This is a genomic window from Streptomyces sp. CRN 30 (genome assembly GCF_034105845.1).
Window position 1 is genome coordinate 1 of record NZ_JAVRHI010000565.1, and the last position, 26,408, is coordinate 26,408.

A 26,408-nucleotide genomic window follows, 5' to 3' on the forward strand; every position below is an offset into this window, starting at 1 on the left:
AGACGCCCCAGACGCCCCAGACGCCCCAGACGCCCCAGACGCCCCAGACGCCCCAGACGCCCCAGACGCCCCAGACGCCCCAGACGCCCCAGACGCCCCAGACGCCCCAGACGCCCCAGACGCCCCAGACGCCCCAAAGCGTGACTCGTGTGGCTCGAACGACTTGTGTGACTGCGGCGCGGGCATCGGCGGTGGCCTTCCGACGGGGGACCCGCCGGACGGACGGCCCGGGATCACCGGGCCCGCACGTCACGCCAGCAGGTCGTCTACTTGTGCTTCCCCTTCACGGTACCGGCGTGCGATCTCGGCGCTGCAGCCGTCCGCCGTGCGCTGGAGCCGCTGCCGCCTCCGGGACACCTGCTGCTCGTAGCGGATCAGCCGCCCCATCGCCGTGTGCAGCTCCGGATCGGTACGGGCCTGGAGGTCCGACAGCTCGACCTCGCCCAGCATCTCGGCGGCCAGCTGCCGGCACTCCTCGCTCTGCGGCGTGCCCAGCGTCACGTGCCGGGCCGACGAGCGGTGCCGCGCCGGGGCGTCGGCCAGGATCTCGGAGAGCCGCTCGACCACGGAGGTCTCGCCGGTCGCCTTCACGGTGGCGGACCCGCGCCGGGTCAGCTCCGCCCGCAGGATGTCGATCCGCCCCTGCAGCAGCCGCCGTACGTAACTCAGGTCGGCCTCCTCGCGCTGGGCGTCCCTGCGCAGGGTGCGCAGTTCGGGCAGGCTCAGTGCGGTCAGTTCGGGGCCCCGCGCGTGCGCGTTCCCCCCGCGCGGCGGACCCGTGGGGTCCGTGGACAGCTCCGGGCTGTCCGTGCGCTGCACGGGCGTCCGGAGGCGGTCCGCGCCGACCACGTACGTCAACGAGACAGACCTCGACGGCTGCCCGGTACTCGATGTGCTCATGTGTCTCAACCGTCCCCTCGACCGGCTAATGGGAGCATCGTGCCACCCCGGGTGGCCGCTATGTGACCGAGTGCCCCCGATCGGCCCCAGATGGGGGGTTCGGGGACGAAAAGAAACCCGTACGGGGCCGCCCGGCGTCCCCCTCGGGGCGCACGGCATCATGGCCGTATGCGAGCGGTGGTACAGAGGGCGGACGGCGCGAGCGTCGTCGTGGACGGCGAGACGGTCGGCGCGTTCGAGGGCGAGGGGCTGTGCGTCCTGGTCGGCGTCACCCACGACGACACCGAGGAGAAGGCCGACCGGCTGGCCCGCAAGCTCTGGTCGCTGCGGATGCTGGCCGACGAGCGCTCGTGCAGCGACGTCGACGCGCCGCTGCTGGTCATCAGCCAGTTCACCCTCTACGGCGACGCCCGCAAGGGCCGCCGCCCCACCTGGAACGCGGCGGCCCCCGGGGAGGTCGCGGAGCCGCTGGTCGAAGAGGTGGTGGCGCGGCTGCGGGCGCTGGGCGCGACCGTGACGACGGGCCGGTTCGGCGCGCGGATGCGGGTGTCGCTGACGAACGACGGCCCGTTCACGGTGCTCCTGGAGATCTGACACACGTCAGGGCTCTACAACGGTCTCCTGTGCCGCCGCCGTGTCGCCGGCCATCAGCCGGGCGTCCACCGGCACGTTCCGCTTGACCAGGGCGAGGGCGACCGGGCCCAGCTCGTGGTGGCGGGCGGAGGTGGTGACGAAGCCGATCTTCCGGCCGTCGGGGCCGTCGTCCGCGAGCCTGATCTCGGTGCCGGCCGTCGGCAGGTGCACCTCGCTGCCGTCCAGGTGCAGGAAGACCAGCCGGCGCGGGGGCTTGCCCAGGTTCTGCACGCGGGCGACCGTCTCCTGGCCGCGGTAGCAGCCCTTCTGGAGGTGGACGGCGGTGCCGATCCAGCCCAGCTCGTGCGGGATGGTGCGGTGGTCGGTCTCGTGGCCGAGCCGGGGCCGGTGCTGCTCGACCCGGAGCGCCTCGTGGGCGAGGAGACCGGCGGGCGGCCCGGCCTGCCCGGCGAACGCCTCCAGCCCGTCGCGCGGCAGGAAGAGGTCACGGCCGTACGGGGTCTCCCGGACGACGGCGCCCTCGGGGACCTCGGCGATCGAACCGGCGGGCAGGTGGACGACCGCGGTGTCGGCGGTGCGGTCGGCGACCTCGACCCGGTAGAAGAACTTCATCGACTCCAGGTAGGCGATCAGCGCCTCCTGGGTGCCGGGCTCGACGTGGGCCCAGACGGTCGTCCCGTCGTCGACGAGGTACAGGGCGTGCTCGATGTGGCCGTTGGCGGAGAGGACCAGCGCCTCGGTGGCCTGTCCGGCGGGGAGGTCGCTCACGTGCTGGGTGAGCAACAGGTGCAGCCAGCTCAGCCGGTCCTCGCCGGAGACCGCGACGACGCCGCGGTGGGAGAGGTCGACGAAGCCGGTGCCCTCGGCGAGGGCGCGCTGCTCGCGGAACAGATCGCCGTAGTGGGCGGCGACGCCTTCGTCCGCGCCCTCGGCGGGCACGGCGCCGGGCAGGGACAGCAGGGGGCTCTTCATGACGTCCAGCCTACGACTCGGTAGTTGAATCCTTCAGCGACTCGATCGGCGACTCGTTCGGAGAACCGTCCGGAGAACCGTTCGGAGTCTGCTCCCGCGAACACTCCCGGCAGCGGCCGAAGATCGCGAAGTGCTTCATGTCGGTGTCGAACCCGAACTGCTCGCGCAGCTTGGCGGTGAACTCGGCGGCCACCGACAGATCGGCCTCGATGACGTTGGTGCAGTCACGGCAGACGAGGTGGATGTGGTGGTGCCGGTCGGCGAGGTGGTACGTCGGCGCCCCGTGCCCGAGATGGGCGTGGCTGACCAGGCCCAGCTCCTCCAGCAGCTCAAGGGTGCGGTAGACGGTGGAGATGTTGACCCCCGAAGCCGTCTTCCGCACTTCGCCGAGGATGTCGTCGGGGGTCGCGTGCTCCAGGGTGTCCACGGCTTCCAGCACCAGCTGCCGCTGCGGGGTCAGCCGGTAGCCGCGCTGCCTGAGGTCGCTTTTCCAGTCGGTGCTCACCACACCCTTGAGTCTAGGACTACTTGAAGAAAGCGATCCCGTCGTCCGGCATGTCGTCGGGCAGGGCCTTGGCCCAGCGCTCGACGTCCTCCGGGGTGACGACCTTCTTCAGGTGCGCCGACATGTAGGGGCGCAGCTCGACCTCGGGGGTCTGCTTCTCGCCGACCCACATCAGGTCGCTCTTGACGTAGCCGTACAGACGCTTGCCGCCGGTGTAGGCCGGGGAGGCGGCCGTGCGGGCCACCGCGTCCGTCACCAGGTCGATCTGCGGCTTCTGGGCGGCCATCTCGCCGTACCAGATCTCGATGACGCCGTCGTCGCGGGTCATCGTCACCTCGACCTTGCGGTGCGCGTCGATGCGCCAGAAGCCGTGCTCGGACTCCAGGGGCCGGACCTTGTTGCCCTCCTGGTCGAGCACCCAGGTGTGGGAGGTGTACTCCAGGAAGTCCCGGCCGTCGTGGGAGAAGGTGACCTCCTGACCGAAGTTGCACTTCTCCGCGCCGGGGAAGTCGTGCACGCCCGCGCCGGCCCAGTTGCCGAGCAGGAAGGCGAGCGGGACGAGGTCCTTGTGCAGGTCGGACGGGATCTCGATCATGAGCGGAACTTACTTCCTGGCGTGAGGGGTCAGCGCTGGCCCTGGAACAGCTTCTTCACGGTCAGTCCGGCGAAGGCGAGGACGCCGACGCAGACCAGGACCAGCAGGGCTTCGAAGAAGATCTCCACGGGGTGCTCCTTGAGCGGGGGTGCGGTTGTGTGCACGGGGCCGGGGCCCAGCTTACGCGGCCGGGGCCCGGCCCCGTCGGGTGAGGTACGCCCCGGGGTCAGGTGAGCAGCTCGCTCTGGAGCGACACTGTCTGCCGGAACGGGACGGCCGGTGTCCCGCCCGCGCGGGACTGGACGACGAGTGCGAGGACATCGCCGGCGGCCAGGTAGCCGTGCCGGACCTGTTCGGCACCGTACGGCTCGGCCTCGGTGTAGACGGCTCCTGCCAGCTCCGTCTCGATGATCTGCTCGTAGAAATCCTCGTCCGGGACCGATTCCCCGGACCCGCGCAGGGGGTAGCCGGGGCTGTCCAGGACGGCGAAGTCCTCCGCGGTCAGGTCGTCGACGACCGCCGCCGTGTCGAAGTGCAGCAGGTAGATCCGCGTACGTGTGCCGTCGTCGGTGGTCCAGCCGCGGGCGGCGATGTGCCGCAGCCCGTGGTCGATGAGGTTCTGCCCCACCTCGTCGCGGTACTCAGTCGTGTATTCCGCGAGGAGGGTCTCCGTCGGCAACCACCCGTCGGTGCCGCGCAGCGTCTTGTCCTCGCGCGCCCCACGTGGCGCGGGTAGCACGAGTTCACGCAGGTCTACGGCGTGCGTGCCGGCCGGGTTCGATGACTCGAACGGCCCCGGCCGGCCCTCGGGCAGGGCCGGCCTGGTCAGGTCGGGGTAATCCCAGCGCCCGTCCGACTCGGTGGCCAGACCCGGTACGTCCGTCCGCTCCATACGGGTGATGCCGTACGCCGACGCCGTCCCGGCCGCCACGAAGGCCACGGTGACGGCCGTCCAGCGCAGGACGGCGCGCAGGACGCGCCGGTCCTTCGGCGGCGGGGCCGGCGACGGGACGTCCGGCGGCGCGTCCGGCAGGGGCGGGCCACCGGGCGACACGACGGCGGCCGACGCCTCCCGTGCCTCGGGCGTCTCCTCGGTCATACCGCCTCCCCCGGGTCGGTGATGCGGTCGAGTTGTTCGGTGAGCAGCACCGCGACCCGCTCGGTCTCCAACGGAGCGACGCCCTCGGCCGTCGCGGTGACCAGGATCTCGCCGACATGGGCCGAGCAGTACATCAGGTCGAGGCCGAGGTGCCGGTAGAAACCGGTGTCGGAACCCTCGTCGCCGTAATCGGTGCCGTCGGGGAGCAGGAAGCAGCGGGCGTTGTCGTGGCCCTCGATCTCGGGCCCCTCTTCAAGGATGCCGAACGCGTCGAGCGTGCCGGTGCGGGCGTCGGCCATCTCCCGGACGGCGGACCGAGCCGCCCGGGTGAGCACGATCTCGACGGCGATGGCTTCCTGGTAGACGCCGGCCTCACCGGGAACGTAGCTGCGCAGCGCCATGCCCTTGACGCCGCGCAGGCCGATCTCCCGCTCCAGCGCCTTGCGTTCGGAGCGCGGCAGGCCGCGCAGTGACTCCCGTTGCAGGGCGGCGGCGCGCGCGCTGCTCAGGACGGCATCGGACCCGAACTCGCCGATGTCCGGCCCCCGCGTCCAGCCGTACGTGCCGAAGGGCACCAGCGCCTCCGCGAGCCCCTGCCCGGCGCTGGGCTCCGTATCGCTGTCACCCGTCTCGTCGGCTGCCGCGGGCAGCTTCCAGCCTGGCGTCCCGGCGTCGCGATCGGCGTTCCGCACGGTCACGACGGTGTAGCCCGTGCCGACGATCACGGCACCGGCCAGCAGCACGGACGCGGTGACTCCGGCGACACGGCCCCGGCTCCAACGCCGCCCCTTCGCGACCGCTCTGTTCTCCTTCTCGGTCACAGCCGCTCCATCTGCCGTTCCGCCAGCTCCAGCACTGTCTTCCCACTGATCGGTTCGTCGCTGCAGACCCAGATCTCCATGGCGATGTCTCCCCGCCAGGCGTGCGCCTCCGCGCTGTAGGGCCAGTCGCCCGGCACGGGGGACGGGCGGGTGTCCCAGTAGACCCGCCCGTCCCCGGTACCGGGAATCGGCAGACTCTTCACGCCGTCCCCGAAGTGGAGCTGGGAACCACTGCCGAAGTCGGCGGCTGCCACCGACTCCTCCTGCCGGAACTGGACGAGCTGTACCTCCACCGTGCCGTCGTCGGTCTCCCAGCCGGTGACGGCCGCCCGACGGAACTCCTGGTCCGTCAGGTCACCGAAGACCCACCCGGGGTTGTCGGCATTACCGGCGTAAGCGCCCAGGTCCAGCCAGCCGTCCGTGCCGGTCAGCCACTCGGCCTCCGTCGCACCGCTCGGTCTGCGCAGCAGCAGCTTGCGCAGGTCTCCGTCAGTGCCCACCCGGCGGTCCTGGGCGGCCGACAGCGGCTCGGCACCGTCGGCCCCGCTGCGCGTCGGAACGGACCCCGCCAGCGGCGGCGGCTCCGTCGGGGCACGGCCGGCCTGCACGAGGTAGCCGGCGCAGACACCCGCCACCAGTCCCAGCGCGGTCGCCACGCCGACCAGCCGGGCGGTACGACCGCGACGCCGCGCACGTACCGTCTCCCGAACCGGGTCCCGCTCCGGTCTCTCTGTCTCCTCCAAAGGTCCCCCCACGAGAAAGAAAGTGAAGTACGCATTCCGTTATGCGTGCGCACAGGAGACTCACGGCCGACGCCCGGGGTTGCGGACGCGTTGATTACGATTCGGCCATGGCGAAGAAGCTCGTGATCAAGGTGACCGCGGGGGCCGATGCCCCCGAGCGCTGCTCGCAGGCGTTCACGGTGGCGGCGGTGGCCGTGGCCAGCGGCGTGGACGTGTCCCTGTGGCTGACCGGCGAGTCCGCCTGGTTCGCGCTGCCGGGCCGGGCCGCCGAGTTCGAGCTGCCGCACGCGGCCCCGCTGCCCGACCTCCTCGACTCCCTGCTGGCGGGCGGCCGGGTGACCCTGTGCACCCAGTGCGCGGCCCGCCGCGACATCACGGAGAAGGACGTCCTGGACGGCGTACGGATCGCCGGGGCGCAGGTCTTCGTGCAGGAGGCGCTGGCCGACGGCACCCAGGCGCTCGTCTACTGACCCGACCCCTGGGCTCCGTCAGCGCTCCACAGGCAGAACGGGTGGCCCGCCGGGTCGAGCAGCACCCGTACGTCGTCCTGCGGCTGGTGCTCCGCGAGCCGCGCCCCCTCGGCGACCGCGCGGGCCGTCTCCGCCGCCAGGTCGTCGACCTCGATGTCGAGGTGGGCCATCATCCGCTGCCCGTCCGGGCGGGCGGGCCAGACCGGCGGGACGTACTCGGGCTCGGTCTGGAAGGACAGCCCCGTGCCGCCGTCCGGCGGGCGCAGGTGCACCCAGTCCGGCTCGTCCTCGCGTACGACGAAGCCGAGCAGCCGGACGTAGAAGCCGGCGAGTTCCCGGGCGTCGGGGGCGTCGAGCACCGCGGCGGAGAGCCTCATGGGCGACATGGGCGACATGGGCGCCCTTCTACCCCCTGCGCCACAGCCCAACCGCCGCTGCCCGGCCGCCGCTGCCCAACCAGCGGGCGCCGCTGCCCGGCCGGCGGCCTACCGCCTGCGCCGCTTGCCGTCCAGTTCGTCCCACCACTCGTCGGACTTCGTGTCGCCGGAGGGGTCGTCCCACCAGCGGTCGTCGGGGCCCCGGCGGTTGGCGACGATCGCGGCGAACGGCGGGATGACCATGGCGACCACGCACATGGCGACGGCCGCCGGGACCGACCAGATCCGTACGACGCCCCAGGCCAGCACGAACAGCCCTACGCACGTCCCCATCATCGCGAAGTACATGTGCCGCCGCCGTGCGTACATACGTCCAGGGTAGGACGGAACCGGCCGTCCGGACATGCCGGAGGGGCGGTGTCCCGGGTGGGTACCCGGGACACCGCCCCTCCGCCGTCACTGCTCCCGATCGCCTTCGGTCAGACGGCGATCGCGACCTCCGCGAGGCCGCCCTGCCGGGCCACGACCGTGCGGTCGGCCGTGCCGCCCGGGACCAGCGCGCGGACGGTCCAGGTGCCCTCGGCCGCGTAGAAGCGGAACTGGCCCGTCGCGGAGGTCGGGACCTCCGCCGTGAACTCGCCGGTGGAGTCCAGCAGCCGGACGTAGCCCGTCACCGGCTCGCCGTCACGGGTCACCTGACCCTGGATGGTGGTCTCACCGGGCTTGATCGTCGAGGCGTCCGGGCCGCCGGCCTTCGCTCCGCACATGTCGTACTCCTATGAGGGGGTTGGGGGCGGTCCTACTTGGCTGCGCCGAGCTCGATCGGCACGCCGACCAGGGAGCCGTACTCGGTCCAGGAGCCGTCGTAGTTCTTGACGTTCTCGACGCCGAGCAGCTCGTGCAGGACGAACCAGGTCAGGGCCGAGCGCTCACCGATGCGGCAGTAGGCGATGGTGTCCTTGGCCAGGTCGACCTGCTCGTCGGTGTAGAGCTCCTTGAGCTCCTCGTCCGACTTGAAGGTGCCGTCGTCGTTGGCGTTCTTCGACCACGGGATGTTGCGGGCGCTGGGCACGTGGCCCGGACGCTGCGACTGCTCCTGCGGCAGGTGGGCCGGGGCGAGCAGCTTGCCGGAGAACTCGTCGGGCGAGCGGACGTCGACCAGGTTCTCGGCGCCGATCGCCTTGACGACGTCGTCGCGGAAGGCGCGGATCGAGGTGTCCTGCGGCTTGGCCTTGTAGTCGGTCGTGGCGCGCTCGGGCACCTCCTCGACCAGCTCGCGGGCGTCCAGCTCCCACTTCTTGCGGCCGCCGTCGAGGAGCTTGACGTTCTCGTGGCCGTAGAGCTTGAAGTACCAGTAGGCGTAGGACGCGAACCAGTTGTTGTTGCCGCCGTAGAGGATCACCAGGGTGTCGTTGGCGATGCCCTTCGCGGACAGGAGCTTCTCGAAGCCCTCCTGGTCGACGAAGTCACGGCGGACCGGGTCCTGGAGGTCCTTGGTCCAGTCGATCCGGATCGCGTTCTTGATGTGGTTCTTGTCGTACGCGGACGTGTCCTCGTCGACCTCCACGATCGCGATGTCGGGGTTGTCCAGGTTCGCCTGGACCCAGTCGGCGTCTACCAGGACGTCGCTGCGGCTCATGATCTTTCCTCCGGGGCAGTTGCGGCGGGGCGTGCGAGTGCGGTGGGTGCGCGCCACTCGCGCGGGGTGCGGAGTTCGGCGCACGGATGCCCTGGTGCAGGGCGCTGGGGATGCGGAGGGCCGGGCCGCGCGGGGCGGCGCCTTCCGGTCAGACCGGGCGACAGAGCATGGCGGCAACGCGGCACAGGTCCACTGCCCGCCGCTTCGTGAGGTCCGCCTGTCGCTTCATGGTGTCCGATCGTAAGGACGACCCGGCGGGCGTGTCACCGGCATGTCGGATAGTGAGACACGATCGTCCACTATCCGGGATGAGGAGGCCGCCCGGACCGCGTCGGCGCGGTTCCCGGGCGGCCGGATGTCCACTGATGTCCCTCCGGCCGCCGTGACGCGGACGGGGATGTCTCGCCTGTCGGACAACAACCGTCCGGCGGCTCTGTTCGTCCTACCCGGCCAGCCGGACGTCCGAACCCTTGACCGTGATCTCGACGCCGTTCTTCGCGGCCTCGACCTTGTCGAGCCGGATGCCGCCGGGCAGTTCGTCGATCGCCTGCTGGAAGTCGGTGATCTGCCGGATCTGCGCGTCGGAGAGCGACACGTCGCCGAACGACGGCAGGGAGTCGGCGGAGACGCCCACCTTGTTGTCCTTCACCGTCACCGAGCTGAGCACGTGGATCGGCTCGGGCAGCTTCGTACCGAGCACGGTCGCCTCGACGGCGACGTCGATCTTGCCGTTGCCGCCGTCGGAGAGGCCGACGATGCCGGCGGTGACGCCGGGGGTGATCTGCGCCTGATCGGACCCGGCCGCCTTGAGCAGTTCGGCGTAGGAGACGGACGCGGTGCCGGTGGCGGTGGCGGCGGTCGCGCGGCTGTAGTCGCCGGAGAACTCGACGCCCTTCATGTGGGCCTTCAGGTCGTCGATGCGGACCTTCTCCGAGCCCTTGCCGGCGGTCGCCTCGTAGCCGTCCATGGTGACCTCGACGTCGTCCAGCTCACTGGCGACGACCTGGGTGAGGAAGGGGAAGCCGTTGATCGACACGTCCGGGGTGGTGTCGAGGTCCTCCTGGGCCTTCAGCTTGTCCGCCACCTCGCCCTCCGCGAAGTTGACCGCGAGCCGGTCCGCGGCCACGAAGAGGCCGCCCAGGACCACGACGACGATCAACAGTATTCGCAGTGCGCGCATCTACCCCACCCCAGCGGAACTTCAAGGACGAGGGCCCACGGTAACCGGCACCGGAATCCCCCGGGAAATCCGTCGAGGACCTGTGACGAAGGGGGTCGCTCGACAGCGCCGCGAGACATCGGCGGCCTGCGCCGACGGCCGTTCAGCCCAGTGCCCGGCCCAGGACCCACACCGCCGGGGCGGCCGCGCTGAGCGGCAGGGCCACGCCCGCCGTGAAGTGCACGAACCGGGACGGGTAGTCGTAGCTCGCCACCCGGTGCCCGATCAGCGCGCACACCGCCGCGCCCGCGCCGAGCAGCGCGCCCTCGGTGCCGACGTCCGTCAGCGCGCCGGCCGCGATACCGCCGCCGGCCGCGGCGAGCAGCGCGACGACCACGGAGACCGGCGTCGGCAGCGGCAGCGCGCGGGCCACGGCGGCGACCGCGACCGCGATGCCGCCGACCGTCACCGCGTCCGGGTCGGCCGCGAGCCAGCCGCCCGCGACGATCGCCAGCGCCGACGCGACGACGGTGGCGGTCAGGCCGTACATCCGCTCGTCCGGGTCGGCGTGCGAGCGCAGCTGCAGGACGAGGGAGAGGAGGACCCACACGCCGATCGTGCCGAGCATGGCGGCCGGGGAGCGGTCCGAGACCAGCAGCGCCACATCCGCGACCAGCGCGCCGAGGAACCCGAGCGCGATGCCCTGCCGGGCCGGCCACATGCCGTTCAGCCGGAACCAGCCCGCCGCGGTGACGGCCTGCAGCACGACCAGCGGAACGAGGAGGGCGTACGTGCCGAGCGCCGCGGTCCCGGCCAGCAGCAGGCCCAGCAGCGCGGTGAGCGCGGCGGGCTGCATACCGGGTTCGATGATCGGCGACCGTCCCTCGGCACGGGCGCGCTGGGCGTCGGTGACGCGGGTGTTCCCGGCGACGGTGGCGGGACCGTAACCGGCGTCGGGGGCGGCGGGGGCGGAAGCGGCAGCTGGGGTGGGGGCAGGGGTGGGAGCGGCGGGTTCGGGCCGCACCTGCGGTGCCGGCTGCTGCCGGGGCTGCTGCTGGTACGGCTGCTGCTGGGGCTGCTGGTGCTGCTGCCCCTGGTGCTGCTGCCCCTGGTGGTGCGGGTGCTGCTGGTACGGCTGCTGGTACGGCTGCTGGTGCTGGTACTGACGCTGATGCTCAGCGGCCTGGTACTGCTGCGGATACTGCTGCTGCGTGTGCTGCTGCACGTACTGCGGCGGCTGCTGTTGCGGCTGCTGCTGGGGCAGGTACGCCGTCTCCTCGGCGGAGACCGGCGGCTGCACCGACGTCTCCCAGGTCTGGCCCTGCCACTGCTGCGTGTACGGGTCGTGGGCCGGGTCCGGGTTCTGTGACCCGTACCCCGGGTACCCCTGGTACCCCTGGTACCCCTCGTGCCCCTCGTACGGCTGGTTCGTCATCGGTCGTCATCCTCCTGCGAACGGCGGGAGCACCTCGACCGTGCCGCCGTCGCCCAGCCGTACCGTCTCGTGCGCGCGGGTGCCCACAGGGTCGCCGTCGACGAGGAAAGAGCAGCGCAGCAGGACGCGGGCCAGCTCGGCGGAGTGGCGCGCGCGCACGGCGTCGAGCGCCTCGGCGAGCGTGGCCGCCTCGTACGGCTCCTCGGCCGTCCCGGCCGCGGCCTTCGCGGCGGCCCAGTAGCGCACCGTGACCTTTGCCATCTGCTTCCTCTGTCGGTCGGCTGTGGACAGTAGACCGCCAGGCTAGCCCGCCCGGGAGACCGCCCAGTCCCCGATACGGCACAGCAGTTCGGTGTCGGCGGCGTGCTCGGCGTGGCCCATGCCGGGCTCCAGCCAGAGTTCGCCGTGGTCACCGGCGGCCTCGGCCAGCATCCGGGGGTGATCCAGGGGGAAGTAGGCGTCACTGTCGCCGTGCACGACCAGCAGCGGGCGCGGCGCGATCCGGGGCACCGCCTCGGCCGGCGAGAGCGGCACCGGGTCCCAGTCGCGGTGGTGGATACGGGTGCGCAGGCCGTAGCGGCCGACCAGCCGGCCCGCGGGCCGCAGCACGAGCCAGTGCAGGCGCCGCATGGGGGCGGTGCCCCGGTAGTACCAGCGGGCCGGGGAGCTGACCGAGACCACCGCGTCGACGTCCTCGAACAGCGCCGCGTGGCGCAGCACCACCGAGCCGCCCATGGAGAAGCCGACGGTGACCACGCGGTCGTGACCGAGGCGGCGGGCCCAGGAGACGGCCGCTTCGAGGTCGTGCACCTCGCGGTCGCCGACCGTGGAGCGTCCACCGGACGCGCCGTGACCCCGGAAGGAGAAGGTGACCGCGGCACCGTATCGGGTGAAAACGGAGGCGATACGTCGTATGTGCGGACGGTCGGCGTCCCCCGTGAAGCCGTGTGCGATCACGAACGCGAGGCCGGACGGGGGCGGTGCTTGATTTTCGTATACGACCGGTCCCGGGTCGTATACGGAATCGATCCGCACCCCGTCGGACGTGCGCAAATATGCGCGCAATGGCTTTACGGGAGGCGTCTCGGAATGCGGACGAGAGGTGGAACGTGCCACATGACCTGCCGGACCGTCGTTCATGTCGGCTATTCTGCTGGGCAGAGGACTCGGGCAGCGTAGCCCCCGGGTCCTTTTGTGCTTTCAACGAGTTGTATACGAAGCGGGAAACCGCGGATGTACATCTCGGAGCACAGTACGAAGCAGTGCCGCAAACGTCCTCGCAGGGACCGAGGAGGAACCAGACGTTATGGGCGAGCGAACCGTGCACGAACGTATGACGATCCGGGCTGGTGGGAAGCGATGAGTTCTCTGCTGCTCCTGACCAACGCCCTCCAGCCGTCGACGGAGGTGCTCCCCGCTCTCGGCCTGCTGCTGCACAACGTGCGCGTGGCTCCGGCGGAGGGACCCGCCCTCGTGGACACCCCGGGCGCCGACGTGATCCTGATCGACGGCCGCCGTGACCTGCCGCAGGTCCGCAGCCTGTGCCAGCTCCTGCGCTCCACCGGGCCCGGCTGTCCGCTGGTCCTGGTCGTCACCGAGGGCGGCCTCGCGGCCGTCACCGCAGACTGGGGCATCGACGACGTGCTCCTCGACACCGCGGGTCCGGCCGAGGTCGAGGCGCGGCTGCGGCTGGCCATGGGCCGCCAGCAGATCGTCGCCGACGACTCCCCCATGGAGATCCGCAACGGCGACCTGTCGGTCGACGAGGCGACGTACTCCGCCAAGCTCAAGGGCCGGGTCCTGGACCTGACCTTCAAGGAGTTCGAGCTGCTGAAGTACCTCGCGCAGCACCCGGGCCGGGTCTTCACCCGCGCCCAGCTGCTCCAGGAGGTCTGGGGCTACGACTACTTCGGCGGCACCCGCACGGTCGACGTCCACGTACGGCGGCTGCGGGCCAAGCTCGGCCCCGAGCACGAGCAGCTCATCGGCACGGTGCGCAACGTCGGCTACCGGTTCGTGACGCCGGAGAAGCCGGAGAAGCCGGCGCGGGCGACGGAGGAAGCGGACACGACTTCGGCCTCGGCCTCGGCTTCCCCGTCGGCTTCGGCTTCGGCTGCCGCCGGGTCGCCGTCCGCCGAGGCGCACGCGGACGCCTAGCGGATGCCTGGCGGGCGCCCGGCGCATGTCTGGCGGGCGCCGCCCGACGGAAGGCCGACGGAAGTCCGGTGGGCGCCCGGCGGTAGTCCGGTGGGCGCCGCCGCGCGGGCCTGGGCGTGATGCGCCTGACCAAGGTGCGATACGCCCTGCCCGTGGCGGGTCCATCCGCGTAGACTCCGCGCGTGGCCAAGGTGACTCGGGACGACGTGGCGCGGCTGGCGGGTACTTCGACCGCCGTTGTCAGCTATGTCATCAACAACGGACCCCGGCCGGTCGCCCCGGCCACGCGCGAGCGCGTCCTCGCCGCGATCAAAGAGCTGGGGTACCGCCCCGACCGGGTCGCGCAGGCGATGGCCTCGCGCCGCACCGACCTCATAGGTCTGATCGTGCCGGACGCGCGCCAGCCGTTCTTCGCGGAGATGGCGCACGCGGTCGAGTGGGCGGCGTCCGAGCGCGGCAAGATGGTGCTCGTCGGCAACTCCGACTACGTGGGCGAGCGCGAGGTGCACTACCTGCGCGCGTTCCTCGGGATGCGCGTCTCGGGCCTGATCCTCGTCAGCCACGCGCTGAACGACATGGCCGCCGCCGAGATCGACGCGTGGGACGCCCGGGTCGTCCTGTTGCACGAGCGTCCCGAGGCGATCGACGACGTCGCCGTCGTCACCGACGACCTGGGCGGTGCCCAGCTCGCCGTACGCCACCTGCTGGAGCACGGCTACGACTACGTCGCCTGCATGGGCGGCACCGCCGAGACCCCCGCCGTCGGCGACCCCGTCTCCGACCACGTCGAGGGCTGGCGGCGCGCGATGCAGGAGGCCGGGCTCTCCACGGAGGACCGGCTCTTCGAGGCGCCGTACAACCGCTACGACGCCTACCGGGTCGCGCTGGAGATCCTCGCCGGGCCGCGCCGCCCGCCGGCGATCTTCTGCTCCACCGACGACCAGGCGATCGGCGTGCTGCGCGCCGCGCGGGAGCTGCGCCTGGACGTGCCGGGCGAGCTGGCGGTGGCCGGGTTCGACGACATCAAGGAGGCCGGGCTGGCCGACCCGGGGCTGACGACGGTCGCCTCGGACCGTTCGGCGATGGCCCGTGAGGCGGTCGACCTCGTCCTGGACGACGGGCTGCGGGTCGCGGGTTCGCGCCGCGAGCGGCTGAAGGTCTTCCCGTCGCGGCTGGTGGTCCGCCGGTCCTGCGGCTGCGACAAGAGAGACTGCTGACCCCCTCCCCGGGGCTCTCCCGGGGCTGCCCCGGGGCTCCCCCGGGGGGCTTTATATCGGGCATACGCGCTTCTGCCGGGCTTCTCAGGCGACGCTCAGGCAGCTCTCATCGTCGGCGGCGATGCTCGTGGACATGACCGAGAGCCTCCGCCGTAGCGGCGAGTACGAGAACCAGTACGCGAACCCGTACGACAACCCGTACGCGACCTCCTCCGAGAGCGCCCAGCAGCACGCCTCCGCGCAGGAGAACCCGTACGCCTCCTCTCCCGTCAACCCGGAGTGGCCGCCCCCGCCGGCCCAGCCGCCCACCGCGCTCATGGACCCGGCCCCCGCGCCGAAGAAGCGCGCCCGGCGCCCGTTCGCGCTGCTCGCGGCGGTCGCGATCGTCGCGGCGGCCGTCGGCGGCGGTACCGCCTACGGCATCCAGGAGCTGACCGGCAGCGACACCGTCGTCTCCAGTTCCACCAGCGCCAGCGTGGTCCCGTCCAGCCAGAAGGGCACGGTCTCCGGCGTCGCCAAGGCGGTCAGCCCGAGCATCGTCGAGATCAGCGCCACCTCGAACTCCGGCTCCTCCACCGGCTCCGGCGTGATCATCACCAGTGACGGCGAGATCGTCACCAACAACCACGTGATCTCCGGCGCGACCTCCGTCAAGGTCTCCACCAGCGACGGCAAGGAGTACACGGCCGACGTCGTGGGCACCGACGCCTCCAAGGACCTGGCGCTGATCAAGCTGCAGAACGCCTCCGGTCTGACGGTCGCCACCCTCGGCGACTCCGACGGTGTGCAGGTCGGCGACGAGGTCGTGGCGATCGGCTCCCCCGAGGGCCTGACCGGCACGGTGACCAGCGGCATCGTCTCCGCCCTCGACCGCGACGTGACCGTCTCCACCGACGAGGGCCAGCAGCAACAGCAGCAGGGGCAGGGCGGCGGCAGCGGGCAGTGGCCGTTCGAGTTCGGCGGCCAGGAGTTCAACGGCGACACCGGCTCGTCCACGACGACGTACAAGGCCCTCCAGACCGACGCGTCCCTCAACCCGGGCAACTCCGGCGGCGCGCTGATCGACATGAACGGCAACATCATCGGCATCAACTCGGCGATGTACTCGGCCTCCGGCTCCTCCTCGTCGTCCTCCGACGCGGGCAGCGTGGGCCTCGGCTTCGCGATCCCGATCAACACGGTCAAGGCCGACCTGGACACGCTCCGGGCGGGCGGCGCCGACAGCAACTGAGAGCAGACCGCAACCGAGAGGTGGTCCCGTGATCATCGAGCAGGTCCCGCACACCGTCACCGGCACTGGCACCGGGCCGGCCAGCCTCGCGCTCGCCCTGGAGGTGGCGTCCGCGCTGCACCCGCCGGCGCCCCGGGCCCCCGAGCTGGCACCCCGCGCCGTCCGCGCCCGCCGTGCCCCGGCGGCGGGCCGCCGCACCGCCGTACGCGGCTGACCCGGCCGCCCGGCCCGCCCAGACTGCTTAGGCTGAAGAGGTTCAGCTCCCGTCCCCACCGCACCCGAGGAACCGCGAACGATGAGCCCCGCAGACGGCGACCGTGACACCCAGCGCATCCTGATCGTCGACGACGAGCCGGCGGTCCGCGAAGCCCTCCAGCGCAGCCTCGCCTTCGAGGGGTACGACACCGAGGTCGCCGTGGACGGCGCCGACGCCCTGGAGAAGGCGGCGGCCTACCGCCCCGACCTGCTCGTCCTCGACATCCAGATGCCGCGCATGGACGGCCTGACCGCCGCCCGCCGCATCCGGGGCACCGGCGACACGACCCCGATCCTGATGCTGACCGCCCGCGACACGGTCGGCGACCGGGTCACCGGCCTGGACGCCGGGGCCGACGACTACCTGGTCAAGCCCTTCGAACTGGACGAGCTGTTCGCCCGCGTCCGGGCCCTGCTGCGGCGCAGCTCCTACGCGGCAGCGGCGGCGGCCACCACGGAGAACGAGGACATCCTCGCCTTCGCCGACCTCACCATGGACCTGTCGACGCGCGAGGTGACGCGCGGCGGCCGTCCGGTGGAGCTGACCCGCACCGAGTTCACCCTCCTGGAGATGTTCATGGCGCACCCGCGCCAGGTCCTCACCCGGGAGCAGATCCTGAAGGCGGTCTGGGGCTTCGACTTCGAGCCGTCGTCCAACTCCCTCGACGTGTACGTGATGTACCTGCGCCGCAAGACCGAAGCGGGCGGCGAGCCGCGCCTCGTGCACACCGTGCGGGGCGTCGGGTACGTCCTCCGCCAGGGCGGCGCGGAGTGATCAGGCGCTTCCGCGCCCTGCCGCTGCGCTCACGCCTGGCCCTGCTCGTCGCGGCGGCGGTGGCGTTCGCGGTGGCGGCGGTGTCGGTGACGTGCTGGTTCATCGTGCAGGGGAAGCTGTACGACCAGCTCGACGCCGATCTGAGGAAGGCCACGGTTCTCCGGGACCCCAAGCAGGTCGGGCAGATCCAGGAGGCGCTCGCCACCTGTACGCAGACGCCTCGCGAGGGCGGGTTCGGCAACACCTACTCGCAGGTGGTCACGGCGGACGGCACCACCTGCCTGTTCACCAACTCCCTCGGCGAGATCAAGGTGACCGACGCCGACAAGAAGGTGATGGAGCAGTCCGGGACCGGTGACGGCATCCTGCGCAACGGCACCACCGAGGACGGCAAGGCCGTACGGGTGCTCACCGTGCCGCTGTCGCTGACGGACCGGGTGACGCAGGCCCAGGCCGACGCCGCGCTCATCGCCGCCGTACCCCTGGACGGCACCCAGTCGACCCTGAACGACCTGGCGCTGCTGCTTCTCCTGGTCTCCGGGCTCGGTGTGATCGGCGCGGGGGCCGCGGGTCTGGCCGTCGCCCGCGCCGGCCTGCGCCCCGTCGACAAGCTCACCGAGGCCGTGGAGCACGTGGCCCGCACGGAGGATCTGAACGTCCGCATCCCGGTGGACGAGGACAGCGAGGACGAGATCGCGCGCCTCTCGCACTCCTTCAACTCGATGACGTCGGCCCTCGCCAACTCCCGTGAGCTGCAACAGCAACTGATCGCGGACGCCGGCCACGAACTCCGCACCCCGCTCACCTCCCTCCGCACCAACATCGAACTCCTCACCCGAAGCGAGGAGACGGGCCGCCCGATCCCGGAGGCCGACCGCAAGGCGCTGCTGGCCTCGGTGAAGGCCCAGATGACGGAGTTGGCCGCGCTCATCGGTGACCTTCAGGAACTCTCCCGCCCGGACACCGGCCACCACACGGGCCGTACGCAGATCGTGGCCTGGCAGGAGGTCGTGGAGTCGGCGCTGCGGCGGGCGCGGCTGCGCGGCCCGGAGCTGACGATCACGGCGGACGTGAAGCCGTGGTACGTCCGCGCGGAACCGGCGGCTCTCGAACGGGCGGTGGTCAACATCCTGGACAACGCGGTGAAGTTCAGCCCGGAGGCCGGCACGATCGAGGTCCGTCTGACCGACGGTGTCCTCACCGTCCGCGATCACGGCCCCGGGATCGCCGAGTCCGAGCTTCCGCACGTCTTCGACCGCTTCTGGCGCTCGGAGACGGCCCGCTCCCTGCCGGGCTCGGGCCTCGGCCTGTCGATCGTGGCCCGCACGGTGCAGCAGGCGGGCGGCGAGGTGTCGCTGTCCCCGGCCCCCGACGGCACGGGCACGGTGGCGACGATCAGGCTGCCGGGGGCGCCGGTACCGCCGCCGGAGACACCGGACGAGGGTCAGGTGTAGCCGAGCATCGCCGGGGAGTTGATGTCGACGGCGAGGAAGCCGGGCGGGTAGGCGTCCTCCCGGTCGGTCAGGATGATCGACATGCCTCCGGACTCCAGGTGGGGCGTGGCCACGTACAGGGCGTGACAGACGTCCGCGCCGCCCCAGCCGTCGCGGACCATCCCGCCGACGGCGACGGCCGCCACCTGCCCGAGGGCGTCCACCTGGAGGCCGGGCAGCGCCAGGAGCGCGCTTCCCGCCTTCTCGTCGCTCTCCTCGGCCTTCAGCAGGCAGAGAGCGGGCACGTGCACCCCGTCACCGGGAGTGTGAGCGACCTTGTCCGCCAGGCGGTGCAGGGCTTCGTGCCCGTGAGCCAGCGCGAGGGCGGCCCCGGTGTCGAGAATGATCACGCAGCCCGCTCCGCGCGGGCCCGTGCCTTCTCGGCGGCCATCGCGTACACGTTGGCCAGCACGTTCGGCCCGTTGTCCAGTTCCTCGTCGGTGAGCGTGCCGCCCAGTCGTTCCCGCAGCACCTTGCGCGTCGCCGCGACCCGCTCCGCGATCTGCTCGGCCGTCGGCTGCTCGGCGGCCAACTGCTCGACCAGCTGCCCGAGCGTCATGCCGCGCTCCCGGGCAACCTGCGCGAGGTGGTCACGCGCCTTGCGGGACACCTGAATGGTCGTGTTCTGGGCCATGGTGAAACTATAGCGCCGCTACGTCTGCGCTCGATGGCTACAGCTGGCTGAAGAAGCGCGCCTGACCCCGCCGGTCCCTGCGGCCGGCTCTCGCTGCTCGCGGACGACATCGAGGACGCGCAGATGACGTCGGGCGAGGACGTGCCGGCCGGGGCGCGGGCCGTGCTCGGAGATCCCAAGGCGGGCGGCAACCTCAAGGCCGGTCAGGTGCGACTTGTACATGTCATGTACGCACCCGCACCTGACCGGAAGCAGGAAGCAGCCGATGCGTGAGCCCCACAGCACGTACCGCAGCAGATACCGCAGCAAGTACCGCAAGGCATGCGGGAGGGCCCTGACCGGGCTTCTGCCCCTCGCCCTGGCCGCCGCCGTCCTCTCCTACGGCAGCGGCGCGGAGCGGGCCGAGGCCGCTCCCCTCGCCTGGGCCACCGACACCGCCGACGGGTTCGCCTCCGTCAACTCGCTCGGGCAGAACGGGACGTACGGCGGGCGGGACGGTGCCACCGTCACCGTGCGGACCCAGGCCGACCTGGAGAAGTACGCCACGGCGGCGGAGCCGTACGTCATCGTCGTCGCCGGGGCGATCAGCATGTCCCCCGTCGGCAAGGAGATCAAGGTCGCCTCCGACAAGACCATCGTCGGGTCGGGGACGTCCGGGCAGATCGTCGGCGGCGGGTTCTTCCTCGGCACCGGCGTGCACAACGTCATCATCCGGAACCTGACCGTCAGGGACACCTACCAGGGCGTCTGGAACGACAAGGACCACGACTACGACGGCATCCAGATGGACGGCGCCCACCACGTCTGGATCGACCACAACGACTTCCGGAACATGGCCGACGGGCTGATCGACGTACGGAAGGACTCGACCGCCGTCACCGTCTCCTGGAACGAGCTGAGCAACAACAACAAGGCGTTCGGCATCGGCTGGACCGAGAACGTCGTCACCGACATCACGCTCCACCACAACTGGATCCGCGAGACCGAGCAGCGCAACCCCTCCGCCGACAACTGCGCCCACGCCCACCTCTACAACAACTACCTGGAGGACACGGCGGGCACCACCGTCAACTCCTCCTACGGCAACTACTCGCGCGGCTCCACCGCCATGGTGTTGGAGAACAGCTACTTCCAGGGATTCGAGAACCCCGTCATCAAGGACTCCACCGCCTCGCTGGTACAGAGGGGCAACGTCTTCTCCGGCACCTCCGGGCGGAACGAGTCCGGCGGCACCGCCTTCGATCCGAAGGCGTACTACCCGTACTCGCTCGACGCCGCCGCCAACGTGCCGGCGGTGGTGAAGGCGGGTGCCGGGCCGCGTTCGACCATCGGCACCACGGCCGCTGCCCACGACGCCGCCGCGACCACCCTCACCGTCGCCAAGGACGGCACCGGCCAGTACACGACCGTCCAGGCCGCCGTGAACGCCGTACCCGCCAACAGTTCCGCCCGAACTGTCATCGCCGTGGCGCCGGGTACCTACCGGGAACTGGTCAAGGTGCCGTCCAACAAGCCGCACGTCACCATCCAGGGCACCGGTCCCAGCCGCACGAGCACCGTCATCGTCTACAACAACGCCGCCGGTACGCAGAAACCCGACGGGTCGGGGACGTACGGGACCAGCGGCAGCGCCACCGTCGCCGTCGAGGCCGACGACTTCCAGGCCCGGAACCTGTCGATCACCAACGACTTCGACGAGGGCGCCAACCAGTCCCTCTCCGGACACCAGGCCGTCGCCCTGCGCACCGCCGCCGACAAGGTCTTCCTCGACGGGGTCATCGTCACCGGCGACCAGGACACCCTGCTCCTCGACACCGCCGGCAAGGACAAGCTCGGCCGGGTCTACATGACCAACTCCTACGTCCTCGGCAACGTCGACTTCATCTTCGGCCGCGCCACCGCCGTCGTCGACAAGTCCGTCATCACCCTGCGCAAGCGCTGGGACGGCTCCTCCGCCGGTTACCTCACCGCCCCCAGCACGGCCGCCGACCGCAAGGGCATCCTCATCGCCAACTCCACCGTCAACGGGGACGTCAGCAGCGGCAGTTTCTATCTCGGGCGGCCCTGGCACGCGGGCGGTGACGCCACCCTCGACCCGCAGACCACCGTCCGCAACACCAGCCTCAGCGCCGCGATCAAGTCCACCCCGTGGACCGACATGAGCGGCTTCTCCTGGAAGGACGACCGGTTCGCCGAGTACAGGAACAGCGGGGCGGGCGCCGGTTCCGCGAGCGGTGACCGGCCGTTCCTCACCGACGCTCAGGCCGCGGACCAGGAGGTCGCGGACTGGCTCGGGGACTGGGTGCCCACGGCCTCCTGATCCACGGCGGCCAGCCGTCCCCCCTCCACCACCAGCACCCGGTCCGCGTACGCCGCCAGCGTCATGTCGTGTGTGATCAGCAGCGTCGTACGGCCGGCCGCCAGCCGCCGCAGCGGCTCCACCACCCGGTGGGCCGCGGCGGCGTCGAGGCCGGCCGTCGGTTCGTCCAGGACCAGCACCGGCGACGCGCGGAGCATCGCGCGGGCGATGGTCAGCCGCTTGAGCTGGCCGCCCGAGAGGGCCGCCGTACCGGGGGCGATGTGGGTGTCGTAGCCGTCGGGGAGGGCCGTGATGAAGGAGTGCGCCGCCGCCGACCGGGCCGCCGCCACCACCTCCGCCTCGCTCGCGTCCGGGCGGCCCGCCGCGATGTTCTCCCGGATCGTGCCGTCGATGATCAGGGTCTCCTGCGGGAGCAGCGTGACCCGCGTGCGCAGGAACTCCAGCGGTACGTCCGTCAGCTCCACGCCGTCCAGGCGGACCGTGCCCGCCGTCGGGTCGTAGAAGCGGGTGAGGAGCTTGGCCAGCGTCGACTTGCCGGCGCCGCTCGGGCCGGTGACGAGGACGAGTTCGCCGGGGGCGACCGTGAGGGAGAGATCCCTGAGCGAGGGGCGGTCCGCCTCCGGGTAGCGGAAGGTCACGGCGTCGAAGTCGACCCGCCCCCGCACCGGCCAGGGCGCGACCGGGTCGGCCGGGTCGGTCACCGCCGGGCGGGCGTCGAGGAGTTCACCGAGACGGCGGGCGCCCGCGGTCGCCGCGGTGAGGGTCAGGCCGAGCTGGCCGAGGTTGCGGACCGGCGGGTACAGGTAGCCGACGAACGCCGCGAAGGCGAGGAGCTGCCCGAGGGTCAGGCGCCCGGCGGAGATCTCCCACACGCCCAGGCCGATCACCGCCAGCACGCACACCGTCTCGACGACCTCGACGAACTGCTCGTACAGCTCGCTCAGCCGCGCCCCGCGGACCGAGGCCCGCATCCAGGCGCAGGCCTCCCGGTCGAGACGCCTCTCCTCCGCCTCGCGCCGGTTGTACGCCTGGGTCAGCACGATCGCGCCGAGGGACTCCTCGACCACGGAGGTGATCGCGCCGTCGGCGGTCCGCTCGTCCGTGGACGCCTGCGCCACACGGCCGGAGAAGCGGCGGGCGGCGAGGAGGAAGAGGGGGGCGAGGACGAAGGTGACCAGGGCCAGGTCCCAGCGGAGGTAGAGCGCGGCGGCGGCGTAGAAGAGCGCCGAGAAGGCCGCCGAGACCGTTCCGACCACGCCCGAGACGACCATCTGCTCGATCGCCTCGACGTCCCCGGTGAGGCGTTCCACCAGGTCACCGCGGCGGTGGCGCTGGAAGAAGTGCGGGGGGAGGGTCTGGACGTGCCGGAAGACGCCGGCCCGCAGCCGCAGCACGAATCTCTCGGCGGTCCAGGTGGCGAGCGAGTTGCCGAGGTAGCCGACGACCGCGCCGAGCACGGCGACGCCCAGCCAGGCGCCGGCCGGTCCCCAGAACGCGGCGAGCGAACCCGACTTCAGGGCGTGGTCGGTCAGCTCCGCGAAGAGCAGGATGGACGCGGTCTCCGCGAGCGCGGCGACCACGACGCACGCCACGATCATCGCCAGCCAGCCGCGGTCGCCGCGGGTCAGCGGCCAGAACCGGCGGAACGCCGCGCGGACGTCTTTCATCGGCAACTCCCTGCTGAGCCTGGTGTGGACGCACCGAGGCGGAGCCCCCCGGACGACTCCGGTGGACTCCGCCTCGTGTGTGGTGTCAGCCCTTGTGCTGCGAGACCGGGCGGCGCTTGGCGGCGGCCTTCTTCGGCGCGGGCTTGTGCGCGGCCTTCTTCGCCGGGGCGGCGGCCTTGCGGGCGTTGTTCTTCTTGACCGGGGCGACCTTGTGGAAGCTCATGTCGTTTCCCTTCGTTCGTTTGCTTTGGTGTCGTTCGCTGCCGACACCGAAAACATTACGGGAAGCGTGGAGAACAACGAACCAATTCCGCTTAGACCTCGATTAATTGGGACTGAGACCAAAATTCAGACAGCAGGGGAACTAAAGCGAACTGACACAGAATTTACGGCAGCAAAATCGACTACCGTACGACCGTGATCCGGTCCGCCGCCGGCGGCGCGAGCGGCGCGGACGCCGACGAGTTCGCCGTCAGGTACTGCTCAAGGGCGGTCAGGTCGTCGGCGCCGACGACGTCGTTCACGCCCTCGCCGAGGGTCGTGAAGCCGTCGCCGCCGCCCGCGAGGAAGCTGTTGGTCGCGACGCGGTAGGTGGCCGCCGGGTCGATCGTGGCACCGTTCAGCCGGATCGAGTCAGTCACGACCCGGTCCGCACCCGACTCCGTCAGATCCAGCGTGTACGTCAGCCCGTCCGAGACCTGGAGGATCTTCGGCGCCGCCTCGTTGGAGCCGCTCACCTGCTCCTTCAGCACCTGCACGAGCTGCTCGCCGGTGAAGTCCTGGAGGTTGACCGTGTTGGCGAAGGGCTGGACCGTGAAGCCCTCCGCGTACGTCACCACCCCGTCGCCCTCGGCCCCGCTCGCCGCGTAGGTCAGGGGCGCGCGGATGCCGCCGGGGTTCATCAGCGCGAGGTCGGTCTCCGCGTCCAGCTCACGGCCGTAGGCGAGCTGCGCGTCGGCGATCAGGTCGCCCATCGGGGACTCGGTGCCGGTGGAGACGATGTCACCGGAGATGTGGCCGATGGCACGGTTGCCGATGGGAGCGGCGAGCGTGTTCCACCTGCCGATCAGCGCGGTCATGTCGGGCGCCTTGGTGACGTCCCGGGTGACCACGTGGTTCGCCGACTTCACCGCCGTACGGGCGATGTCGCCGGTACGACGGTCGTAGGTCAGGGTCGTGTCCGTGTACAGGCGGCCGAACGACGCCGCCGAGGTGACCGTGCGGGGGTTGCCCGCCGGGTCGTCGATCGTGCAGGCGTACGCGTTGTGGGTGTGGCCGGTGACCAGCGCGTCCACCTGCGGCGTGACGTTCTTCGCGATGTCGACGATCGGCCCGGAGATGCCGTCGCCCGCGCCCGGCGCGTCACAGTCGTAGTTGTACGAGGACGAGGCCGGGTAACCGCCCTCGTGCACCAGCGCGACGATCGACTTCACGCCCTGCTTCCGCAGCACCTCGGCGTACTTGTCGATGGTCTCGACCTCGTCCTTGAAGGCGAGGCCCTTCACGCCCTCCTCGGAGACGATGTCCGGGGTGCCCTCCAGGGTCACGCCGATGAAACCGATCTTGACGTCCTTCTTCTTCCACACCCAGTACGGCGCCAGCACCGGCTTGCCGGTCTTCTCGTCCAGGACGTTGGCGGCGAGGTAGGGGAAGTCGGCGCCCTTGAACCTCTTGTCCGTGTAGCAGCCGTCGGTGGGGTGGCAGCCGCCGTTCTGGAGGCGGGCCAGCTCGGTGGCGCCCTCGTCGAACTCGTGGTTGCCGACGCTGGTGACGTCGAGGTCGAGTTTGTTCAGCGCCTCGATCGTCGGCTCGTCGTGGAAGAGCCCGGAGATCAGCGGGGACGCGCCGACCATGTCGCCGCCGGCCGCGGTGACGGAGTACGCGTTGCCCTTGCGGGCCTGGCGCAGATGGGTGGCGAGGTACTCGATGCCGCCCGCGTCGACGGTCTTCGTCGTGCCGTCCGCCTGCTCCTCGGTCACCCGGCCGCTGGAGCCCGTGGGCGGCTCCAGATTGCCGTGCAGGTCGTTGAAGGAGAGCAGCTGGACGTCCTGGTACCGGTTCTGCTGCTCACCGGGGTTGTGGTGTCCCTTCCCGGCCTCGCCCGCGCTGGCCGGCATCGTGGCCGCGGCCAGCGCGCCCACGGTGACGGCTCCGGCGGCCACGGCGAGCAGCCGGGTCGTACGGCGTCTGCGGCGCGGATCGTGCGGCGGGTGTGCGGTGGCTGGCATGTGCCCCCCTGTGGTGGGTCGTTACAAGTGGGGCGCAGCCTAGGGTCAACGCGCGTAGCGCGACAGAGGTTCACGGTTACATCTGGGTGTACGAGGTGCCGCTCCCCGGCCGCCTCGCCCCTTTACCCTCGTACGCATGACCAGCGACGACACCGCGCGGCCCGGCCGCCCCCGCTCGATCGAGACGTACGACGCCCTCACCCCCGAGCAGACCGACGCCGTCCTCGGCCTGCTCGACGAGGCCGCCCGGACCGACGGACAGCAGGCCGTGTCCGAACAGGGCCGGCTCCATCTGCGCGGCGACGCCCGCGACGGCGTCTCCCATCTGCTGCTCACGGTCGACGGTGAACTGCTCGGCTACGCCCAGCTGGAGGGCACCGACCCGGTCGAGCCGCCGGCCGCCGAACTGGTCGTCCACCCCTCCCACCGCGGCCGGGGCCACGGCCGGGCGCTGGCGTCGGCGCTGCTCAGCGCCTCCGGCAAGCGGCTGAGGGCGTGGGCCCACGGCGGTCACGCCGCCGCACGGCACCTCGCGCAGGTCCTCGGCCTGACTCTCTTCCGCGAACTGCGGCAGATGCGGCGCCCGCTGACCGATCTCGACCTGCCGGAGCCGGCGCTGCCCAAGGGCGTGACCGTACGTCCCTTCGTGCCCGGTCAGGACGATACGGCGTGGCTCACCGTGAACGCAGCGGCCTTCGCCCACCACCCCGAGCAGGGGTCACTGACCCAGCGCGACCTGGACGACCGCAAGGCCGAGCCGTGGTTCGACCCGGCCGGGTTCTTCCTGGCGGAGCGGGAGGGGGAGGTCGTCGGCTTCCACTGGACGAAGGTGCACGGCGCCGAGCGGCTCGGCGAGGTCTACGTCGTGGGGGTGAGCCCCACCGCGCAGGGCGGGGGCCTCGGGAAGGCCCTCACGGCGGTGGGGCTGCGGCACCTCGCGGCGGAGGGACTGCCCACGGCGATGCTCTATGTCGACGCCGACAACGAGGCGGCGGTCGCCGTCTACGAGCGGCTGGGGTTCGTCACGTACGAGACGGACCTGATGTACCGGACGGAGACGTGACGGGTTGCGCGAACGCGGTCGGCCGCGGGTGTGCGGTGGCCGGTCGCGCGGTTCCCCGC

General features: G+C 71.4%; 32 protein-coding genes. 11 read left to right on the forward strand and 21 right to left on the reverse strand.

Annotation, left to right across the window (positions count from 1 at the left end; translation table 11 throughout):
• Window positions 1-249: 249 nt before the first annotated feature.
• Window positions 250-900 (reverse strand): aerial mycelium formation protein, encoded by a 651-nt coding sequence (locus UW392_RS65640; RefSeq protein WP_320785012.1) that lies wholly within the window; start codon window positions 898-900, stop codon window positions 250-252.
• Window positions 901-1,068: 168 nt separating this feature from the next.
• Here UW392_RS65640 and dtd point away from each other — a divergent pair, with 168 nt between their 5' ends.
• Window positions 1,069-1,494: a D-aminoacyl-tRNA deacylase gene (gene dtd / locus UW392_RS65645; protein ID WP_320785013.1), complete on the forward strand. Its 426-nt coding sequence runs from the start codon at window positions 1,069-1,071 to the stop codon at window positions 1,492-1,494.
• A gap of 6 nt (window positions 1,495-1,500) precedes the next feature.
• On the opposite strand, the gene UW392_RS65650 is transcribed toward dtd, so the two are convergent.
• The 7 genes from UW392_RS65650 to UW392_RS65680 form a co-directional block, all read right to left on the reverse strand.
• A complete protein-coding gene (locus tag UW392_RS65650) occupies window positions 1,501-2,466 on the reverse strand; it encodes a folate-binding protein (protein WP_320785014.1) in 966 nt (321 codons plus the stop codon).
• Window positions 2,467-2,476: 10 nt separating this feature from the next.
• Window positions 2,477-2,974 (reverse strand): Fur family transcriptional regulator, encoded by a 498-nt coding sequence (locus tag UW392_RS65655; RefSeq protein WP_320785015.1) that lies wholly within the window; start codon window positions 2,972-2,974, stop codon window positions 2,477-2,479.
• A 16-nt stretch (window positions 2,975-2,990) separates the two neighbouring features.
• A complete protein-coding gene (locus UW392_RS65660) occupies window positions 2,991-3,566 on the reverse strand; it encodes an FABP family protein (RefSeq protein ID WP_320785016.1) in 576 nt (191 codons plus the stop codon).
• A 29-nt stretch (window positions 3,567-3,595) separates the two neighbouring features.
• Window positions 3,596-3,730 (reverse strand): hypothetical protein, encoded by a 135-nt coding sequence (locus tag UW392_RS65665; protein WP_285442785.1) that lies wholly within the window; start codon window positions 3,728-3,730, stop codon window positions 3,596-3,598.
• A 62-nt stretch (window positions 3,731-3,792) separates the two neighbouring features.
• Complete coding sequence (locus tag UW392_RS65670) at window positions 3,793-4,665, reverse strand: hypothetical protein (RefSeq protein ID WP_320785017.1); 873 nt, start codon at window positions 4,663-4,665, stop codon at window positions 3,793-3,795.
• Complete coding sequence (locus UW392_RS65675) at window positions 4,662-5,486, reverse strand: hypothetical protein (protein WP_320785018.1); 825 nt, start codon at window positions 5,484-5,486, stop codon at window positions 4,662-4,664. The genes UW392_RS65670 and UW392_RS65675 overlap by 4 nt, the downstream gene beginning before the upstream one ends.
• Window positions 5,483-6,142 (reverse strand): hypothetical protein, encoded by a 660-nt coding sequence (locus UW392_RS65680; protein WP_320785019.1) that lies wholly within the window; start codon window positions 6,140-6,142, stop codon window positions 5,483-5,485. Before UW392_RS65680 ends, UW392_RS65675 begins: the two co-directional genes overlap by 4 nt.
• Window positions 6,143-6,336: 194 nt before the next feature.
• On the opposite strand from UW392_RS65680, the gene UW392_RS65685 reads away from it, so the two are divergent.
• Window positions 6,337-6,699: a DsrE family protein gene (locus UW392_RS65685; RefSeq protein ID WP_320785020.1), complete on the forward strand. Its 363-nt coding sequence runs from the start codon at window positions 6,337-6,339 to the stop codon at window positions 6,697-6,699.
• Here UW392_RS65685 and UW392_RS65690 read toward each other — a convergent pair.
• The 8 genes from UW392_RS65690 to UW392_RS65725 all read right to left on the reverse strand — a co-directional run bounded on the left by UW392_RS65690 (window position 6,693) and on the right by UW392_RS65725 (window position 12,449).
• A complete protein-coding gene (locus UW392_RS65690; RefSeq protein ID WP_320785021.1) occupies window positions 6,693-7,076 on the reverse strand; it encodes a VOC family protein in 384 nt (127 codons plus the stop codon). The two genes, UW392_RS65685 and UW392_RS65690, sit on opposite strands and share 7 nt — an antisense overlap.
• Before the next feature lie 108 nt (window positions 7,077-7,184).
• Complete coding sequence (locus tag UW392_RS65695) at window positions 7,185-7,445, reverse strand: DUF3099 domain-containing protein (protein WP_320785022.1); 261 nt, start codon at window positions 7,443-7,445, stop codon at window positions 7,185-7,187.
• A 110-nt stretch (window positions 7,446-7,555) separates the two neighbouring features.
• Window positions 7,556-7,843 (reverse strand): DUF1416 domain-containing protein, encoded by a 288-nt coding sequence (locus UW392_RS65700; protein WP_031064143.1) that lies wholly within the window; start codon window positions 7,841-7,843, stop codon window positions 7,556-7,558.
• Between the two features lie 32 nt (window positions 7,844-7,875).
• The gene (locus UW392_RS65705) at window positions 7,876-8,715 is read right to left on the reverse strand and encodes a sulfurtransferase (RefSeq protein ID WP_320785023.1); all 840 of its coding nucleotides are present in this window, start codon (window positions 8,713-8,715) and stop codon (window positions 7,876-7,878) included.
• A 442-nt stretch (window positions 8,716-9,157) separates the two neighbouring features.
• Window positions 9,158-9,895: a DUF2993 domain-containing protein gene (locus UW392_RS65710; protein ID WP_320785024.1), complete on the reverse strand. Its 738-nt coding sequence runs from the start codon at window positions 9,893-9,895 to the stop codon at window positions 9,158-9,160.
• Between the two features lie 142 nt (window positions 9,896-10,037).
• The gene (locus UW392_RS65715; RefSeq protein ID WP_320785025.1) at window positions 10,038-11,309 is read right to left on the reverse strand and encodes a hypothetical protein; all 1,272 of its coding nucleotides are present in this window, start codon (window positions 11,307-11,309) and stop codon (window positions 10,038-10,040) included.
• Between the two features lie 6 nt (window positions 11,310-11,315).
• A complete protein-coding gene (locus UW392_RS65720) occupies window positions 11,316-11,570 on the reverse strand; it encodes a MoaD/ThiS family protein (protein WP_320785026.1) in 255 nt (84 codons plus the stop codon).
• A gap of 42 nt (window positions 11,571-11,612) precedes the next feature.
• Complete coding sequence (locus tag UW392_RS65725) at window positions 11,613-12,449, reverse strand: alpha/beta hydrolase (protein WP_320785027.1); 837 nt, start codon at window positions 12,447-12,449, stop codon at window positions 11,613-11,615.
• A gap of 219 nt (window positions 12,450-12,668) precedes the next feature.
• On the opposite strand from UW392_RS65725, the gene UW392_RS65730 reads away from it, so the two are divergent.
• The 6 genes from UW392_RS65730 (at window position 12,669) to UW392_RS65755 (ending at window position 18,398) form a co-directional block, all read left to right on the forward strand.
• Window positions 12,669-13,466, forward strand: a complete 798-nt coding sequence (locus UW392_RS65730; protein WP_320785028.1) for a response regulator transcription factor — start codon at window positions 12,669-12,671, stop codon at window positions 13,464-13,466.
• Window positions 13,467-13,648: 182 nt separating this feature from the next.
• Complete coding sequence (locus UW392_RS65735; protein ID WP_320785029.1) at window positions 13,649-14,683, forward strand: LacI family DNA-binding transcriptional regulator; 1,035 nt, start codon at window positions 13,649-13,651, stop codon at window positions 14,681-14,683.
• A 133-nt stretch (window positions 14,684-14,816) separates the two neighbouring features.
• Window positions 14,817-15,914, forward strand: a complete 1,098-nt coding sequence (locus UW392_RS65740; RefSeq protein ID WP_320785030.1) for a S1C family serine protease — start codon at window positions 14,817-14,819, stop codon at window positions 15,912-15,914.
• Between the two features lie 28 nt (window positions 15,915-15,942).
• Window positions 15,943-16,128, forward strand: coding sequence for a hypothetical protein (locus tag UW392_RS65745; protein WP_414497864.1), 186 nt, complete (start codon window positions 15,943-15,945; stop codon window positions 16,126-16,128).
• 81 nt (window positions 16,129-16,209) lie between these two features.
• Complete coding sequence (locus UW392_RS65750; protein ID WP_320785031.1) at window positions 16,210-16,944, forward strand: response regulator transcription factor; 735 nt, start codon at window positions 16,210-16,212, stop codon at window positions 16,942-16,944.
• Window positions 16,941-18,398 (forward strand): HAMP domain-containing sensor histidine kinase, encoded by a 1,458-nt coding sequence (locus tag UW392_RS65755; protein ID WP_320785032.1) that lies wholly within the window; start codon window positions 16,941-16,943, stop codon window positions 18,396-18,398. Before UW392_RS65750 ends, UW392_RS65755 begins: the two co-directional genes overlap by 4 nt.
• Here the strand turns inward: UW392_RS65755 and UW392_RS65760 are convergent.
• Window positions 18,389-18,787, reverse strand: coding sequence for a hypothetical protein (locus UW392_RS65760; protein WP_320785033.1), 399 nt, complete (start codon window positions 18,785-18,787; stop codon window positions 18,389-18,391). The genes UW392_RS65755 and UW392_RS65760 overlap by 10 nt on opposite strands.
• Window positions 18,784-19,071 (reverse strand): hypothetical protein, encoded by a 288-nt coding sequence (locus UW392_RS65765; RefSeq protein ID WP_320785034.1) that lies wholly within the window; start codon window positions 19,069-19,071, stop codon window positions 18,784-18,786. Before UW392_RS65765 ends, UW392_RS65760 begins: the two co-directional genes overlap by 4 nt.
• A 123-nt stretch (window positions 19,072-19,194) precedes the next feature.
• On the opposite strand from UW392_RS65765, the gene UW392_RS65770 reads away from it, so the two are divergent.
• Both UW392_RS65770 and UW392_RS65775 read left to right on the forward strand, forming a co-directional pair.
• Window positions 19,195-19,344 carry a hypothetical protein gene (locus UW392_RS65770; protein WP_320785035.1) on the forward strand — a complete coding sequence of 50 codons (150 nt, stop codon included), beginning with the start codon at window positions 19,195-19,197 and terminating at the stop codon, window positions 19,342-19,344.
• The gene (locus tag UW392_RS65775; protein ID WP_320785036.1) at window positions 19,337-21,391 is read left to right on the forward strand and encodes a pectinesterase family protein; all 2,055 of its coding nucleotides are present in this window, start codon (window positions 19,337-19,339) and stop codon (window positions 21,389-21,391) included. Before UW392_RS65770 ends, UW392_RS65775 begins: the two co-directional genes overlap by 8 nt.
• Here the strand turns inward: UW392_RS65775 and UW392_RS65780 are convergent.
• The 3 genes from UW392_RS65780 to UW392_RS65790 form a co-directional block, all read right to left on the reverse strand.
• Window positions 21,331-23,058 carry an ABC transporter ATP-binding protein gene (locus tag UW392_RS65780; RefSeq protein WP_320785037.1) on the reverse strand — a complete coding sequence of 576 codons (1,728 nt, stop codon included), beginning with the start codon at window positions 23,056-23,058 and terminating at the stop codon, window positions 21,331-21,333. The two genes, UW392_RS65775 and UW392_RS65780, sit on opposite strands and share 61 nt — an antisense overlap.
• 85 nt (window positions 23,059-23,143) lie before the next feature.
• Window positions 23,144-23,281, reverse strand: coding sequence for a hypothetical protein (locus UW392_RS65785; RefSeq protein ID WP_320785038.1), 138 nt, complete (start codon window positions 23,279-23,281; stop codon window positions 23,144-23,146).
• Between the two features lie 181 nt (window positions 23,282-23,462).
• Window positions 23,463-25,286, reverse strand: a complete 1,824-nt coding sequence (locus tag UW392_RS65790; RefSeq protein WP_320785039.1) for a bifunctional metallophosphatase/5'-nucleotidase — start codon at window positions 25,284-25,286, stop codon at window positions 23,463-23,465.
• Window positions 25,287-25,422: 136 nt separating this feature from the next.
• On the opposite strand from UW392_RS65790, the gene mshD reads away from it, so the two are divergent.
• Complete coding sequence (mshD, locus tag UW392_RS65795; protein ID WP_320785040.1) at window positions 25,423-26,349, forward strand: mycothiol synthase; 927 nt, start codon at window positions 25,423-25,425, stop codon at window positions 26,347-26,349.
• The last annotated feature ends 59 nt before the right edge of the window (window positions 26,350-26,408 follow it).